This window comes from Pseudomonas sp. LBUM1656, assembly GCF_059716065.1.
Genome location: NZ_CP166800.1, coordinates 3,380,010 through 3,395,618, shown reverse-complemented (window position 1 = coordinate 3,395,618; position 15,609 = coordinate 3,380,010). Strand labels below are relative to the sequence as shown.

Below are 15,609 nucleotides of genomic sequence, written 5' to 3'. Positions count from 1 at the left end.
TTGCCGTCTGTGGCCGAGGCGCGCTTCATGCCGCCTCGAATTTTTCTGGGGGTGTTTTTGCGCCGCGCACTCTATCACTGATATCAGTGAGCCATCATCTGAAAGTTTTTGGTGAATCGTTTATTTATGCGTTCGGCTACGTCGCGATGCAGCGCAGGGTATTTTTGCTTGGGGCGCTGATGGCATTTTGGTAGAGTCCGCGCCTTATCAGGGAGTTGGCAAAGAAAGGAGTCTGGTTTGAGCGTGGGCAAAAAGATTTTGGGGCTGATTGCGCTGTTGCTGATGGTGGCGCTGTGGGCCAGTTATTTTTATGTGTTCAAGGAAAACCGCGACGGCCAGTTGGGTGGCGCGTTCGACAGTACGGCCTGGTGCGGCACGCCTCCGGCCAGCGATGCCGCGGCACTAGGCAAGGACCAACTGACGCTGCGCATCACCAACACAGTGCGCGGCGAGTTCATGCTCAGCGGTACCGTGGTGGTGTCCGAGCGCACCTTCAACCGCTACGACCTGGGCCGCAACGAATTGCACCTGCGCCTGGAACCGTTGCAGTGGTCGTTCGGCGTCACGCCGATCTTCCTTGAGCAGGTCAAGGTCCAGCCGCTGAGCCGCAACCTCGCGTCGGCCAGCAAAAGCGCCTACGCCGAACTCGAACCACGACCGATCGGGGTGCAGGGCCGGGCCACGGATTTTCCCTTCGATACCTACCGCTACGGCTACAAACCGGTGTTGTATTACCTCAAGGGCAACGAGCGCATCGACCTGAGGTTCAAAAACATCACCACGCTGATGGAGATGTCGAACACCTTCACGCCGATCCAGAAGTACAACCGCATCGACTACATCAACGAACGCAACTCGATGATCCGCGATGAAGACTACAAGGCCTATGGCGCCCACGAGTGCGCGTTCAGCGTCGAGCGCAAAGGCTCGTTCAAGGTGATCGTGCTGTTGTTGCTGCTGGTGCTGTGCCTGCCGCTGCTGCATGTGTTCTACCGCGATGAACCGGGGATCGATTTTCTCGCCACGCTGGTGAGTATCGGCGCGATCCGGGTCTTGCTGGTGGGGCCGGTGAAGGACTTTCAGCTGTACACCATCGATTTCCTGTTCGCCGGGGTGATTATCCTGGTGGGGACGGTGTCGCTGATCAAGGCGATGCGGGCGAACAGTCGGCGGGAGTTGGCGCTCAAAAGCGGCTCGTCCTGGTAGCTCCACGGTCCATGTAGCAGCTGCCGAGTAGCACGAGGCTGCGTTCGGCGACGCAGTCGTCGTAAACCCTGTGCATGCGGTCATCCTGATGCACCGCATGGTCTGATTTCACGACGACTTCGTCGCCGAACGCAGCCTCGCGCTGCTCGGCAGCTGCTACCAAAGCGTCATTTCAACGCCGGATCGCCCATGTTCATTTTCTTCCAGCCTTGCAACAGCACCTGCGCCTTCGGTTCCTGTCCGTTTTCCAGGTAGTACTGGATCAGCGACAACCGCGCATTGCGATTGGCCGGCTGCACTTTCAGCAACCGCTCCAGCTCTTCGCAGGCCTCATCGACCTTGCCGCTGTCGTGCAGCGCCACAGCCAGCACGTAGCCGTATTGGGCGTTCTGCGGTTCCAGTTGCGCGGCTTTGCGCAAGGCCGGCATGGCCTGGGCTGATTGGCCCGCACGCACCAGCGACAGGCCTTGGGTGTGCTGCAACAGAGCGGCGTCCGGGTGTGCTTTCAGGCTCTGCGCCAACAGCGTCTGCGCCTCTTGAGCGCGTCCATTGGCCTCCAGCCATTGCACCAGTGTCACCAGCGCCGGGTAGAAATCCGGATCACGCTTGAGCGCCGTGCGCAGCAGCGATTCGACCTCACCGTTGCGCCCGCTGGCCTGATAGAGCATCGCCAGGTTGAGGTTGGCCTCGGCGCGCTCGGCCAGGCTCACCTGCACCGCTTCGTATTCCGCAATCGCCGCCTTCCAGTTCGCCTGGGCGTTGCCCAATCCGTTGCGGGCCACGCTCAGCAGATCCCGGGCCGCAACGATGCGCACAGCCTTCACCGGATCACCCAGCAACGGCGTCAGCAGCGGCGCCCGCTCCGGTGGCGGCAAGAACGCGCTGATCGCCCGCACCGCGCTTTCACGCACTTGCGGTGCCGGGTGGTTAAGGTCCTTGGTCGCGAGTTTTAACGCCTGTTCGCTCGGGTACAGCGGCAACTCTGCCAGCAAGGTTGCACGCTGGATCGCCGGGAGGTTGCTGCGCTGTAATTGTTCGTACAAGGCTTGCGCGGCACCGGGCTGACCGTTTCGAATCAGCCACAGGCTTTCGTCATAACGTGGCGCTTGCGCGGTAGTGGTGGTGTTCCAGAGCTTGAATTGCTCGGTGACCTTGTCGCCGGCCTTGCCCTGGTGACAGGTCAGGCAGGCGTCCGGGGTGCCAAGCTTTCTCGCCCGCTGCGGATTGGGAATGCTGAAGCTGTGGTCATGCCGGAAGTCGTTGCCCATGTAGAACTTGCCGGGCATGTGGCAATCCACGCATTGGGAGCCTGGCTGTCCTGGAGTGTGGCGGGTGTGTTCGATGGAATCGTAGTTCTTCGCCTGGAGGCCCTTGCCATCGACGCCCGCCACCGAAGTCTTGCCCGCGGTGTTGTGGCATTGCAGGCAAACGCCATTGCCGGGGGCCTTGAGTTCGGTGCTGTGGGGGTTGTGGCAGTTGCTGCAACGCACGCCCTTGTCGAACATTTTGCTTTGGGCGAAGGAGCCATGTTCGAACACCTCATCCTTGATCTTGCCGTCCAGCGCATACAGCTCGCGGGTCAGGGGACTCGGCAGGTAGTCGTCCATCAAGCGCTTGCCAACGGTGTAGCCGTCGTCCAGCGGTGCGCGGCGCGAATGGCAGCGGGCACAGGTCTCGATTTCGACAGTGGCGTCCTTGTCCTTGAGGTCGACCGCAAAACCGGCATGGATCAAGTCGGTTTTTTTCGCCGTCCATTCCAGGTGACTGGACGCAGGACCATGGCACGCCTGACAACCGACACCGAGGCTGTTCCATTGACTGTCGAAGGTGTTTTTTACCGCGTCGAAATTGCGCTTGTAGCCGGTGGTGTGGCACTCGACGCACATGAAGTTGGCGTTCTGGCTCGGCTTGCTCCAGTGCAGCGGGTTCTTGAAGTTCACCCCTTGGCCCGGATAGAGGTGGAACCAGCGGTTTTTCTCGGTATCCCAGGCCACGCCCAGTGCTTGCAAGCGACCTTCACCGACCTCGATCAGGTATTGCTGCAACGGCGCGATGCCAAAGGTGTAGGCCACTTTGAAGTCAGCATTCTTGCCGTCAATGCCGGGCGTGTTGACCCAGAACCCGTCGTCCTTGCGCGAGAAACGGGTGGTTTCGTTTTCCACCTTGAACGTGACGTTATTGAAGTCGCCCAGCATTGTTTCGGCATTGGCCTCCTGCATCGCCAATTGGTGATGGGAGCCTTGCCAGTCCTTCATCTGTTCGCTGTGGCAGCCCTGGCATTGTTGCTCGTCGACCATCTTCGCCGGGGCCACGACGACGGGTTGCGGTTTGGCCGGCTGAACGGTCGGCGTGCTGACGGGCACGGTTTTGAGCGGCGCTGGGGTACTGCTGAGCAGAAACCAGCCGATCGCCGCCACGGCCATCAGCAAGACGCCGATGGTGACGGGAAACAGGTAACGGTGAATCAGGGTCGGTGGCGCATCAGGGTTTGGGGTGGCTGCTTTATTTTTAGGGTTCGGCATTGCGACTTCCATAGTCCAGGTGCGTTTGCCGTCAGGCGCGCGTTCAAGCTCGGTGCAGCTTTGCCGGATGATCGGCGTCTGTCAAATGACCGTTGTGAGCGAGCCCGCACGATAGATGAATATTGTGCTTTTTGATTACGAATCGCTGTGCATTGGCTATACCTGTAATTCCCCTATGCAATACCGTTGTCGGCCTTCTGACAGGAGTTACAGCATGAAGCTAGCGTTAATGATGGGCACGTTGTGCATCGCCTCGATCGGGGTGGTGGGTTGCGCCAGCAAAGTCGTTGAGCCGGACCAGTACTCGGGTTTCCTCAAGGACTACAGCCAGCTCAAGGAAGCCAAGTCGCCATCGGGCGCGACGGTGATGCGCTGGATCGATCCCAAACTCGACATCAGTCAATACACCAGTGTCTACATCGAGCCGACCCAGCTCTATCCCAAGCCGCAACCGACGGTGAAAATCCCTCAGGCTACCCTCAACGGGATCACCGGTTATTACGATCAGGCGCTTAAGCGTGAAATTGGTAAATCCTTGCCTCTGGCCGCAGGTCCAGGCCCGGGCGTGATTGTGGTGCGTGCCGCGATTACGGCGGTGAGCAGCAAGACGGAAGGACTGAAGCCTTATGAAGTGATCCCGATCGCACTGGTAGCCGCGGCGGTCAGCACCGCCAGTGGTATTCGTGATCAGGAGACCGATCTGTCTACCGAGGCGGTGTTCCTCGATGGTGGCGACAATCACGTGTTAGCCCAGGTCGTGCGCAAGGGTATCGGCAAGCCGCTGGAAAACGAGTCTCAGGTGATGAAGGCCGATGACGTGAAAGGCGTGATTGATGGCTGGGCGTCGGATTTGCATCAGTCGTATCTGAAGCTCAAGTCCAAGTGATGTGTTCAGGCTGATGGCCTCTTCGTCGGAACGCCGCCCGGAGCAAGCCCGCTCCCACAGGTTTACGCGTTTCCCTGTGGGAGCGGGCTTGCCCGCGATGGCGGCCTGACAGGCACCACCTCACTCAATACTCAGCCCGCGCCAACCGGTTGTAATGACTGATCAGCGAATCATACCCACGCGTCACCGCATAAAAATCATCGCTCAATCGCTGTGGTTCTGCCTTGTTCTTCCAGTCCTTGTGCAGAGCATTCAAGGCATCCAGATACTTCTGCGTCGGCCTGGCAATGTGCGACCAGAGATAACCGGGTACTTCGTTGCGTTTTTGCGTTTCCGGCAATTGGTATCGGCTGAACTGCTGCCGGTAATCCCAGGCCAATTGCAGTTCAGCGATGGTTTTAGCCAGTGCCTGCGGCGTCAGGGTTCGATTGTTCACGCCCTCGGTGACAAGGTTCAGCGTGTCCCTGGCCTGGATCATGTAAGCCAGCAAATACCAGTGAATGTCCTTGCCTAGCCGTGCTTCGATCAGATTGAGTTGCTCGCGCCGTTGTTCAAGGTCCAGCGATTCAACCTTCTGCCTCAGTACCGTTGACGCCGTGAGGTAGTCTTCGGCCCTGGGTCTGAATTGATCGGCAAAGGCGGGCTGCACCTCACTGATGGCGGTCGAAAAACGCGCCTGTCGGTAAAAGGTGATTTGCTGCGTAAAGGGCGTCACCTGCTGTAATGCCTGCGCGTAGGCATCGGCTTTCAACGCCAGCGGTAGGTCGTAGTTCAGCAACTTGAGTTTTTCGCTGATTTTCAGCGAACAGATGTCTCTTTGGATGCCGGGCGCATCACTGGCACCGTTGTCGTCGAAATCATGCTGGTTGGCGATCCAGTCCATCACCGGTTCCGCAGGTTGTTTGGGCGATTTGTACAGTTCGTAGGCCACCCGCCAATGCACATCGACCCTGTTGATGCAGTCGATCACCGAGCTCAGGGCATTGGCCTGCGCGGTGAGCGGTGCGTCGTGTCGATCCAGCCACAAATCGATGCGGGCGACAAATTGCGAGGAGCCGGCCAGCCCCATCAGGATCAGCATCACAAGGGTCGCCACCGGAAACAGCCATTTGGGGTTCATGGCTGTTTCTCCTGGCCGTACCACTGTTCAACAGTGGCCGGTGCGTTGCATTCCCTGGCGGTGACCGGCATGCGGCTGCACAAGCGTTCGGTCCACTGTTGCAGGCCCTGGTTGCGGTTGACCGTACCTTGGCTTGAGATCACTTTGAACACGCCGAGTATGAACACCAGCACCAAAATGCCCGCGCCCATCAGGCTGCGTTTGAGCAAGGGGCTGGCGTGTTGCCATGAAACCTGCGGTCTGATCTCCCTCCGGCGTACAAGTCCGACACCCGCCAGTGTTGTGACGTAAATGATGCTGCCTGCCACGCCATACACGTTGCCAATGCCCACCGCCATCGCAATGCAGGGAATCAAGTCGCGCAGTACTCCAAACGGCAGGGGCTTGAGCGAGGGCGAAAGGCGCACACTCAATCGATCGTCCAGCAACCAGAAACGATGGGCGACGCGCCCCGCCAGCCAGTCGAGTACCCAACCGGCGACCGCGAAGATCACCGACCAGAACACCGCGACGCCGATCAATCCGCCCAGATGCGTGCCCAACGGCGCGAATTGAATAAAGGAGCCGACCAGACAGGCGAGGGCGATGCCCAGGTACATCGGCCAACTGTCGTAGCTGTATTCCCAGTCACGCCAAAAGAACGGTGTTCCGCCCGGCAGGTCTGCGCAGATGTCCGGGTGGTTGGCGTACAACGCAGAACTCAGTTTGCGGCATTGCACCCAGTCGTCGTCGCGCAAACGTCGGGCCAGGGCGCGGCGCTGACTGAATGTGCCTGGCGCCAGCAGTAAATGGGCGGCTCGATGCTCTGGCGTTGCGGCGGGTTCTGCGGCGAGGCGCTGTTGCCCGGCCAGGAATATCGGTGCTTCACGACGTTCGGCCAGGCGCTTGCGCTGATGCGACAGCTCTACGATTAGCTCTTCGTCCAGTTCAAGCCGCTGCCAGAGACTGAACCAGTGAAAGGTTTCCATCGCCCAGTCGAGCAGTGTTTCGGAGGTCTCGAAGTGGTCGACGCAATGCCTTAGCACCGCGTCTTCCATCACATCGGCCGCACCATGCTCGACGGCGACGGCATGACGTCGTTCGAGCTCGACACGGCTGACACCCTCCAGCGAACGGGTGACCAATTGCAGCGTATCGACTTCAACGACCGACAGCCCGGTCAGGTCCCACGAGGTGTCGTCGTCCGAGTTCTCCTCGCGCAATTGCTCCCACTCTTTGATGCTCAACGCTTGTTCATAAGCCTCGCGCAAACGCTGAAACCCCTCGGGGTCTTCATCCGGGCGCGTCTGTTTGAGCAGGCTTGCGTATTGGCGTTTGATACTGCGCGTATCGGCATCGGCCGGGAGGCCAAGGATGGTCCAGCAACTCATTGCGTGTGCAACTCCATGAAAACCCGCGACGCGATCCACTAGTGGCAATTTGATTTTGCGCACCCTACCGGTTTCGCGTCGAAAAGTCCTCTGGTCTTGCCTTCAGTCGCCGACAAACCAGCGGTAATACGGATTGCCGCCATCGCCGCGCATCACTTCGCGGATGTCCCTGGCCCAGGCGTCTCGGTCACCGTCATAGGCGTGCAGGCTTGCCCGATAGAACTGCATCAGCCGCTGCTGATGGGCGTTCATGCGCTCGATGAACCCGGCGTCGGCATTCAGCAGCAGCGGTGGCTGACGCAGGTCGAGCAGGGCTGGTAACACGCGACTGATTTCCTTGGCACGCACCCACGGCGCGTATTCGATGCGCGGTTGATCGTCGGTCACAGGCAACGCATCGGCGGCGAAACGCTCCAGCCCGGCGCGATCGGTCACCCAGGTCGCCAACAACGCAGCGGATGAACCGATGCCGACGTCCTGCAGGGTGCTGCGTACGCTGTCTTGCTGGAAGCGTTGACTGATTTTGGCCGCGTCCAGTTCGATCGGTTCCATCGAGCCCACCAGCAGCATTTCGTGGAATTCGCTGGTCCACAACGTCGCGTAAGGGAAGACATCGAGGAAGCTGCGCACCAGCGAGCGTGAGTCGTCGATGTTCTGGGTCGGCAACGGCAGCCATTGGGCGACCAGGCCTTTTTTCTCCAGACGACTGGCGGCGAGCTGGTAGAAGTCGCGCGAATACAGATTCACCACGCCGGCCGCGGAGGGCGGTGGCGGTTCGAGGGTGATCAGGTCGTAAAGCTGCGGACTGCGCAGCAGTTCCTGGCGACCATCACGCAGGCGGACGTCGACTGCCGGATCGGCCGCTGCATTGAAGTTACCCTTGAACAGCGGCGCGGCTTTCACCACCGAAGGCAGCAATTCGGCGACGACGCGATGTTCAAGCCCCTGATAGCGGGTCAGGGCGCCGGCGGTGATGCCCGTGCCAAAACCGATGACCAGCGCCGAGCGTGGTTCGCCGTTATGGATCAGCAGCGGCAACAGGGCCTGGATGCGCATGTAGCGCAGCGATGGCATGGCGTCGCCGGTGTTGGAAACGCCCTGGATATACAGGCGCTGGAACATCTTTTGTCCCTTGCCCTGAGTGACCACGGCCACGGTCCCGCCGCGTCCTTCTTCGTAGAACGCCAGCGTACCGTTGCGGGCGCCGGGCAGCAGGTTGGCGAGCTTGCTCACCGGGGTAAAAACCGCCACCACAATCGATAACAGGCCGATGGCAACCACAGCCTGACGTCGGCCTTTCTTGACGTGATGGCCCTTGCGCACCGCGCAATAGCCGACCCCTGCGGCGACAATTGCCAGCAGACCCAACGTGCGCACCAGGCCAAGCAGCGGAATCAGCAGGAAGCCGCAGAGCATCACCCCGATGATCCCGCCCAAGGTGTTGAACGCGACCACTGCGCCGACATCCCGGCCGACCCGCTCACGGCCGACGCTCAGGCGCAAGGCCAGTGGAAATGCAGCGCCCAGCAGCAGCGTCGGCACAAATACGATGCTCAGCGCCGCCACGGCAAACCGTGCGCTCATGCCCATTAATTCGCTGCCGCCCATGGCCAGCGCAAGGGTTTCGGCCCGGAATTGTAAAAACACCAGCCAGCGCCCGAGAAAGGCGACTTCCAGCAGTGCAATCAGGCCGGCACCGGCAATCAACAAGCCGAACACGCCCCAAGGGTCGCGAATGCGATCAACCCGACGGGCCAGCAAAGCGCTGCCAAGGAACAGTCCGGTGAGGTACGTCGCCAGCACCACGGCGAAGGCATAGGTGCGGGTGCTCATGAATTGCACGATGGACTGCGACCAGACCACTTCGTAACCCAGCGCCACGCCGCCGGCAATGGAATACAGCAACAGCGCCAGGCGATCAGGGGCTTTCTCTGCGTGATGTTTCACCGGCGCATCAATCGGTGCCACGCGCTGGCGTTGAAACCACAGCGCGCCTGCGGCAGCCAGCAAATTAAGCATCGCCGCCGCCAATGCACTGCCGCGCACGCCGAGGGTGGCGATCAGTACGAACGCGGCGAGCAGGGTGCCGGCAATCGCCCCCGCCGTGTTCGCTGCATAGAGTTGGCCGCCAGCCTTGCCCGATTGTTGCGGGCCCGCCGCCAATGAGCGAACCAGCACCGGCAGTGTGCCGCCCATCAGCAGCGCCGGAATACCGACCAGCGCAAACGGCAGCACCCATGCGGCAAGGCCAACGTGCTGTTCCAGCCAGGCGAAGGGGCTGGCGGCGAGGCTCATGGCGAAGGTCGCGCCGACACCCAGCACGGCCACCAGCACTTCCAGCCCGGCGTACAGCAACACCGGCCGCTGCAAGCGATCCGCCCACCGCCCGAACAGCAAGCCGCCCACGGCCAACCCGGCAAAAAACGCGCTGATCCCGGTGGTGATCGCATACACCTCGACGCCGACCACCAGCGACAACTGCTTGATCCACAGCACCTGATACACCAGCGCCGCGGCGCCGGAAACGAACAGCAGCAGTGCGGGGATCAGCAGCACCGGGGAAGCGGCGGTATGGGGCGCGGGCAGGGCCGACGACTTGCTGGCGACACGTGAGGTCATTGCGGATTGCCTTGTGCAGTGGCTTGAAGAAAATCGTTCCCACGTCGAGGCGTCGAACCGTCTGCGTGGGAATGCCTCATTGGACGCTCCGCGTCCGCTTCGGCATGTGACGCGGAGCGTCACGGGCTGCATTCCCACGCAGAGCGTAGGAACGATCTAAAAAATAAGGCCGCTCGCCGATTAAGGCGAGCGGCGGTCAAACGGTCTTACTGTGCAGGCTGGTTTTTCATTTTTTCCGCGATCTTCGCATCCACCGCAGCACGGATCTGGTCAACGCTGAAGCTCGCCGGTTTCTGGCTTGGCGGATACTCGATGAACGTCTGCAGGAACGCCGCCGACTTCATGACTGCAATTTCAGTCAGGTAAACGTTCTTGGTGGTCCAATCGTAGTATTGGTCGGAAACCACGTCGGCCCTTTCATACGGGTCCATCCGCAGGTTGAAGATTTTCGGTACGCGCAGGCATACGAACGGTTCGCTCCAGACTTTAAAGCCGCCAGGTGCACGTTGCTCGCAGAATACTGCCTTCCAGTTATCGAAGCGCATCGACACCAGTACGCCGTCGTCGTTGAAGTAGTAGAACTCCTTGCGCTCGCTTTTAGGCTGTTGGCCGGTCAGGTAAGGCAGCTGGTTGTAACCGTCCAGGTGCACCTTGAAGTTGTTGCCGCCGGAAGTTGGCGCCCAGCCTTTGAGCAGCTTGTTTTTAACGTCGGGTTCACCCACGGCAGCCAGCAAGGTCGGGAACCAATCCAGGCCTGAGAACATTTCGTTGGACACTTCGCCCGCTTTGATCTTGCCCGGCCAGCGAATCATCGCCGGTACGCGGTAGGCGCCTTCCCAGTTGGAGTTCTTCTCGTTGCGGAACGGCGTGGTCGCCGCATCCGGCCAGGAGAACTGGTTCGGGCCGTTGTCGGTGGTGTAGACCACGATGGTGTTGTCGGTGATTTTCAGGTCATCCAGGGTTTTCAGCAGTTTGCCGACGTCGCCGTCGTGCTCAAGCATGCCATCGGCATAGTCGTTGCCGGGCATGCCGCTCTGGCCCTTCATCGAGTCGCGCACGTGGGTGAACAAGTGCATGCGGGTGGTGTTCATCCAGACGAAGAACGGCTTGTCCGCCTTCGCCTGTTTCTCGATGAACGCTTGTGCCGCCGCAGTGGTTTCGTCGTCGATGGTTTCCATGCGTTTAACGGTGAGTGCGCCAGTGTCTTCGATCTTGCCGTCGGCGTAGCTGTGGATCACGCCACGAGGAGACATGGCTTTGACAAACTCAGGGTCGTCCTTGGGCCAGTACGGACGCTCGGGTTCTTCTTCTGCGTTGAGGTGGTACAGGTTGCCGAAGAACTCGTCGAAACCGTGGTTGGTCGGCAGGTATTCATCCTTGTCGCCCAAGTGGTTCTTGCCGAACTGGCCGGTCGCATAGCCTTGGGACTTGAGCGCCTGCGCGATGGTGACGTCACGTTTTTGCAGGCCGACCGGTGCGCCCGGTACGCCGACCTTGGACAGGCCGGTACGCAGCGGCGTCTGCCCGGTAATGAAGGAGGAGCGCCCGGCGGTACAGCTGTTCTCCGCGTAATAGTCGGTGAACATCATGCCTTCCTTGGCAATCCGGTCGATGTTCGGGGTCTTGTACCCGACCACGCCCATCGAATAGGCGCTGATGTTGGTCTGGCCGATGTCATCGCCAAAGATCACCAGAATGTTGGGTTTTTCAGCGGCCCCGGCAGTTGCCGAAATCGCCATGACCGAGGCTGCCACCAGGGCGAGTTTCGGTAGCCACTTGCGTATGCGAGTCATCTGACTTGCTCCTTTTGCTCACTGGCGTCGCTCAAGCGCGACAAACGTTTATTGCAGTCCTGCGTTACGCTTTTTTACTGCACTTGCTCGGGAGCGGCGGCCTCGAACGGATAGATCCGGCGCCATTCGGACGCCATATCCACGATAGTCCAGCCACGGTTTTTTGCTTCGTCCAGGGCCTTGTCCAGGCGCCCGATCTGCGATTGACGGTCGTAGGCCCATTCGCGTTTGGCGTCGGTGTGATGCACCAGGCCCATGAAGCGTTTGCCAGGGCCTGCGGCGGTCCACTGCAGCATCTGCAGGTCGCCATCGGAGTTGCCGAACGCGAGGATCGGCCTGCGCCCGATCACCGCATCGATGCTTTCCGGTTTGCCCGGGCCATCGTCGTTGTGGGCGAGTTTGGGCGCGCGCACGATCGAGGCTTTGCCGTCCTTGAACTCGAACGCGGTGACGAAGGTGGTGCCGATCACTTGCTCCGGCGGAATGCCATAGACCTTCTCGGCAAAAGCGCGCATGAACCCGGTGTCGCCTCCGGAGACGATGTAGGTCTTGAAGTCCTGACTGCGCAGGTAGTCGAGCATTTCCAGCATCGGCTGGAAGATCATCTCGGTATACGGCTTGCCGGTTTTGGGGTGTCTGGCCTGGCTCAGCCAGGTCTTGGTGTAGTCATCGAAGGCTTCGGTGGTCATGCCAGTGTGGGTGGCGCCGAAGATTTTCAGGAGACCGTCCATGCCCGAGGCGGCCAGGGCCTGGTGATCGTTTTCCAGCACGGCCTTGAAGGGCTGGGTGGTTTTCCATTCCGGGTGTTGCGGTGCGGTGCGCTTGACCTCTTCCAAGGCAAACAGCAGCTCGAAGTACATCGGCTGTTCGCTCCACAAGGTGCCGTCATTGTCGAACACCGCGATGCGCTCCTCGGGTTTGACGAAGTCCTTGCTGGACTGGTCGGTGACGGCCTGGACGAACTCGATGATGGTTTTCTTCGATGGCCCGTCGTTCCACGAGGGCAAGGGTTCGGCCGCCAGGGCCAGCAGCGGCATGCTCAAGGCCAGCGCAAACAACAGCTTCAGCCCGTGGCGTTGGCGGATCGATAGCGGGTTCGTCATGGGAGGTCCTTCTCGTGTACGGGGTTGAGTGGGCGTAAGGCGTGGGCCGCGGGGGACGGGTTGCGTTTGGCCTGACTATGCAGCGTAGACAAGGAATTCTTGAGTTGGCGCAGCGCCTGATCTTCGGTCGATTGCCGGCTGTAACAGCCGCGCAACAGGTCTTGCAGGCGCGGGCTCAAGCTGCCCAGTTTCAGGCCCATGCGGCTGCGCCGGGCCCAGAGGTACAGCGCGCTCAGTTGTGCCGGCTTGCCATCGATCTGCGCCGGGATTTGCCGCCAGGCGTAGTCAGCGGATTGCAGCCAGGCGGTGTGTCGGGCACGGCGCCGGGCTTGGCCGGCAAGGTAGGCACGCTGCACGAACGGACGCGCAGACCAACCGAGCAACGCCACGACCAACGACAGCGCAAACAGCACGAGCCAGTATCTGGAGAGATGCACGCGACTTTGCTGGCCAAGTTTTTTCAGGTCTTCGGTGATCGAGAACACGGGCTTGTAAGCACCGTTGGTCACCGCGTCGAAACTCACGGCCGGGACCTGGGCGGTGCGGGTTTGTCCGGTGCTGGCGTCCCACCATTTCAGCTCGATGGCCGGCAGGCTGTGAGGGCCTTCGGTGTCGATGCGGTAAGTCATGGTATCGATGCGTTGGCCGCCGCTAAAGTTGCCTCGGCCGTCGTCCAGGTTGCTGATTTTCGGGCTATTGGGGTAACGGCTCAGTCCGTCCAGATCGCCCATCGACGGCGCCGGCAGTGACATGGCCATGGCGTTGTCGGCCTGCAAGGTCAGTTGCCGGGTAATGCTGTCGCCGACCTTCAGCGGCGTTGCCGAGTTGACGACTGTTTGCGTGAAACGCAGCCCTTGCGCGACGAGCACCGGTTCACTGGGTTTGAAGCCCGGCGGTTGTGCCGCGGTGAAGTGCAGTGGCTGGCTTTGGGCGCTCAGCGGGGTGCTGGCCTGGCCAGGCGTGGCACGAACGGTCAGCGCGGGGATGTCGAAGCCCTGGGCCAGATTCGGCGTGATCCGGTAGCTGTAGCGCATGCCGTTGAAGGATTTACCGTCCAGTGTCTGGTTGATGTGCTCGGCATGCCCGTCCGGTGGAAGGACCAGCGCACCCTGCAGCTTCAGGTCGGGCAGGGCGGGGGCGTCGGTGAACCAGGTGTCGGTGAGGACGTCGAGTTGCAGTTCGAGCAGGCCACCGACCATGACTGAGGTGTCGGGTTGCAGTTGGGTCTGGACTCGCAGCTCGGGTTCGGCGGCGAGGGTAGCTGTGGTGATCAGGCAGAGGAGCAGGGCTGTGAGAGTTGTGGTGAATGGTCTGGCGCCATCGCCAGCAGGCTGGCTCCCACAGTTGATCTGTGTGCACCGCAAATCCCCTGTGGGAGCCAGCCTGCTGGCGATGGCCGCGACGCGGTTCATGGCTTGCCCCCCACCTGATCCTGCAAACTGAATTTCTGCTTCAAAAATTTGGCCGGCGAAGTGCTCAGGTTCTGTAACCACTGCTCATCCGACGCCGCCTGCTCGGTTTCAACCGCTTTGCTCTGTCCCTTGCCCGGCGCCTTGTCCATTTTGATTTCGTCCGGTTTGACCTCTGGCGCATTTTGCTCCGCGCTTTCCGTATCCTTCTGCAAGGCAACCGCCAACGCCAGATTGGCCGTGGCTTCCGGGAACTGTGGCTGCAACTTCAACGCTTGCTGATACGCCGCAATGGCCTGGTCAAACTTGAAGCGCCGCACGTAAATATTGCCCAGATAGAAATACGCCTGCGGGGTTTCCAGTCGCGCAAAACTGGCCAGCGCCAGGTCGAAATCGGCCGCGTTGTAGGCGGCGATGCCTTTCCAGTACGGGTCGACAAAATGTGCGGCGGCCTGGGGAAAGTGCTCGTGTTCGAAGGCCCAGCGGCCTTGCTGGTCGGGGGTAAAAAATGCGTCGGTCAACGCGCTGGCCTCGGCCGGTGCCGGTTGAAAGCCGATGCCCAGCGCCAGCAACAACCCGGCCATCCAGTTCAGGCTCCAGCCCTTGCGCACGCTGAGGAAGGCGAGCAGCAGCAACGGCCAGCACAGCCAGTAACCGGCGTCTTTCCAGTGCAATTCGCGCTGTTCGTCGCTGGCACTCTGGAAATGCTGCTGGGCGTGCAACTCAACCCATTGCAGATCGTCGTCATTGAGGGTCAGGCTGCCCAACGGCGCATCCACGGCTGAAGCCAGCTGCTTGAGCGCCGCCTGGTCGAAGCTGCCGAGCGCGGGGCGACCATTGCTGTCGGTGCGCGGCTGGCCATTGGCGTCGCGGATGATCCCGCCGTCCTCGCTGCCGACGGCGAGGATCAGCACTTGCAGCGCGCTGTCGTCGAGTTGCTTGTCGAGTCCGGTGAGTTGTGAGGTGTCGGCACCGTCGGTAATCAACAGCAACGTCCCCGGGGTTTTCTCGGCGACCAGCAGGCGTTTGGCTTGTTCGATGACCGCACCCACGTTTTTACCCGGTTTGGCGATCAGGTCAGTGCTCAAGGCCTGGATGAAGGTGTCGAGCAAGACCGGGTCGTCAGTGGGCGGCAACACCAGATGCGCGCTGCCGGCGTAGGCGATCAAGCCGCTGCGGGCACCGGCACGGCGCTGGATCAGGTCGTGCAGTTTGTGTTTGGCCGACTCCAGCCGACTCGGTGGCACGTCACTGGCATCCATCGAAGGCGAGAGGTCGATGGCGATGATCAGCGGTGCACGGTTTTCCAGGAAGTCCGGGCGGTCCTGTTCCCAGGTCGGGCCGGCTGCGGCGATCGCGCCCAGAATCAACATCGCGCAGACCAGGTGCACGGGGCGAAAGCGCTGTTGATCCTGGGGCGTGATCAGCAAATGCGGCAACAGGTGCTCGGCGATGTTGCTGCGCAAACGCCGTTGCAGATCACGGCTGCGCCGCCAAAGCATCGGCAGCAACGCAGCGAAGGGCACCAGCAACAGCCACAGCGGACGCAGGAAATGGAAGTCACTGAGATTGATCTCCATC

Annotated in this window: 10 protein-coding genes; 2 read left to right on the top strand and 8 right to left on the bottom strand. The window is 60.8% G+C overall.

Annotated elements, in window-relative coordinates; translation table 11 throughout:
* Positions 1–237 precede the first annotated feature (237 nt).
* Complete coding sequence (locus tag ACA072_RS15325; protein WP_497618698.1) at positions 238–1,206, top strand: hypothetical protein; 969 nt, start codon at positions 238–240, stop codon at positions 1,204–1,206.
* A gap of 167 nt (positions 1,207–1,373) precedes the next feature.
* Here ACA072_RS15325 and ACA072_RS15320 read toward each other — a convergent pair whose 3' ends face one another.
* Positions 1,374–3,728 carry a tetratricopeptide repeat protein gene (locus tag ACA072_RS15320; protein WP_497618696.1) on the bottom strand — a complete coding sequence of 785 codons (2,355 nt, stop codon included), beginning with the start codon at positions 3,726–3,728 and terminating at the stop codon, positions 1,374–1,376.
* 214 nt (positions 3,729–3,942) lie between these two features.
* On the opposite strand from ACA072_RS15320, the gene ACA072_RS15315 reads away from it, so the two are divergent.
* A complete protein-coding gene (locus tag ACA072_RS15315; protein WP_497618694.1) occupies positions 3,943–4,614 on the top strand; it encodes a DUF3313 domain-containing protein in 672 nt (223 codons plus the stop codon).
* Between the two features lie 124 nt (positions 4,615–4,738).
* On the opposite strand, the gene ACA072_RS15310 is transcribed toward ACA072_RS15315, so the two are convergent.
* The 7 genes from ACA072_RS15310 to ACA072_RS15280 form a co-directional block, all read right to left on the bottom strand.
* Positions 4,739–5,734 carry a DUF3829 domain-containing protein gene (locus ACA072_RS15310; RefSeq protein WP_497618692.1) on the bottom strand — a complete coding sequence of 332 codons (996 nt, stop codon included), beginning with the start codon at positions 5,732–5,734 and terminating at the stop codon, positions 4,739–4,741.
* Positions 5,731–7,104, bottom strand: coding sequence for a J domain-containing protein (locus ACA072_RS15305; protein WP_497618690.1), 1,374 nt, complete (start codon positions 7,102–7,104; stop codon positions 5,731–5,733). Before ACA072_RS15305 ends, ACA072_RS15310 begins: the two co-directional genes overlap by 4 nt.
* Before the next feature lie 102 nt (positions 7,105–7,206).
* Positions 7,207–9,723, bottom strand: a complete 2,517-nt coding sequence (locus ACA072_RS15300; RefSeq protein ID WP_497618688.1) for a spermidine synthase — start codon at positions 9,721–9,723, stop codon at positions 7,207–7,209.
* A 206-nt stretch (positions 9,724–9,929) separates the two neighbouring features.
* Positions 9,930–11,516: an arylsulfatase gene (locus tag ACA072_RS15295; RefSeq protein WP_497618686.1), complete on the bottom strand. Its 1,587-nt coding sequence runs from the start codon at positions 11,514–11,516 to the stop codon at positions 9,930–9,932.
* Positions 11,517–11,590: 74 nt separating this feature from the next.
* Entirely contained in the window at positions 11,591–12,619 is a 1,029-nt protein-coding gene (locus tag ACA072_RS15290) for an HAD family hydrolase (RefSeq protein ID WP_497618684.1), read from the bottom strand.
* The gene (locus ACA072_RS15285) at positions 12,616–14,031 is read right to left on the bottom strand and encodes a BatD family protein (protein ID WP_497618682.1); all 1,416 of its coding nucleotides are present in this window, start codon (positions 14,029–14,031) and stop codon (positions 12,616–12,618) included. Before ACA072_RS15285 ends, ACA072_RS15290 begins: the two co-directional genes overlap by 4 nt.
* Entirely contained in the window at positions 14,028–15,608 is a 1,581-nt protein-coding gene (locus tag ACA072_RS15280) for a vWA domain-containing protein (protein ID WP_497618680.1), read from the bottom strand. Before ACA072_RS15280 ends, ACA072_RS15285 begins: the two co-directional genes overlap by 4 nt.
* Between the last annotated feature and the right edge of the window lies 1 nt (position 15,609).